This window comes from Cereibacter changlensis JA139, from assembly GCF_003034985.1.
Lineage (GTDB): Bacteria > Pseudomonadota > Alphaproteobacteria > Rhodobacterales > Rhodobacteraceae > Cereibacter > Cereibacter changlensis.
Genome location: NZ_PZKG01000384.1, coordinates 1 through 873 on the forward strand (window position 1 = coordinate 1; position 873 = coordinate 873).

General features: G+C 60.7%; 2 protein-coding genes. Both read right to left on the reverse strand.

Features of this window, described 5'->3' with window-relative positions; all coding sequences use genetic code 11:
• Positions 1-270: hypothetical protein (locus tag C5F48_RS24225; protein ID WP_146170773.1), on the reverse strand; the 270-nt coding region annotated here is incomplete at its 3' end.
• A gap of 118 nt (positions 271-388) precedes the next feature.
• A complete protein-coding gene (locus tag C5F48_RS24230) occupies positions 389-604 on the reverse strand; it encodes a hypothetical protein (RefSeq protein ID WP_107666177.1) in 216 nt (71 codons plus the stop codon).
• Between the last annotated feature and the right edge of the window lie 269 nt (positions 605-873).

Here is an 873-nt window from a genome sequence, read left to right on the forward strand (position 1 = left end):
GACGGCATGGGCGAAGTTCCCAAGGGCCATCAGCCGGATCGCGGTGTTTTCGGGCTGCTTCCACAGGCGGAAAATATCGCGGCCGTACCTGTCGCGAAGCAGGGCGAGGGATTGGCCCTGTCGGACCAGGTTGTACTTGAACAGCAGCTCCAGCCCATTGCCGATGGTCAGGGTGACAGGAAGCAGGAAGGGCAGATGGTCAGCCCGAAATTCGGCGGAGTCGACAAGAACATCCGCAGCGGTCAGACAACGCATTGCGTTGACCAGCATTTGATTGACGTCGTGGGGTATAAGCGCCTCCCGAGCTTGTATCATTTGATACTACCACGGGCTGAAGGTCATGCCATATGCAGGCTTTAGGACTTTGATCTTACTGGACAGGCGAGGGTCATTCGGGCCGAAAATAGCGATAGATCAGCCACGCGATGCCGAGACCAGCTGCCGTGACGCCCCCAGAGATAAGCGCAATGGCGAAAGGCTCACGACACTGGGGGCCGGGACAGTAGCGAGCCACATCGACAAGGCCGATGAAGGTGAAGAAAGCGAAGAGAGCTGCGAACAGAAGACAGGTGACGAGGCCCGCTCCCCAAACGAATTTCAGCATAATGAGACCTTGGAATCTTGGCGGAGCGTCAAAATAACAACCTGGGCGTGAGGAGCGCAACCTGGTAGGGCGCTACCTTTTACCGCGCCACAGAGGCTACGGCGGGCGCAGCCGGCCGCAGCCCCTGCCATCGACCATGGCTCAATCCCGGCCGAGGCCGGGATTTCCGTTGGCCCGCCGATCAGGCCAGCCGGGCCGAACGGGTCGAGCCGACGAAGTCGCCCGAAGGGCAAGCCCGCATGCGGGCGCAGTCTCGACACGTTCGGCCC

Bases quoted from the DNA above. Each gene is read 5' to 3' on its own strand.
- C5F48_RS24230 (WP_107666177.1), bottom strand. From the start codon at position 604: ATGCTGAAATTCGTTTGGGGAGCGGGCCTCGTCACCTGTCTTCTGTTC.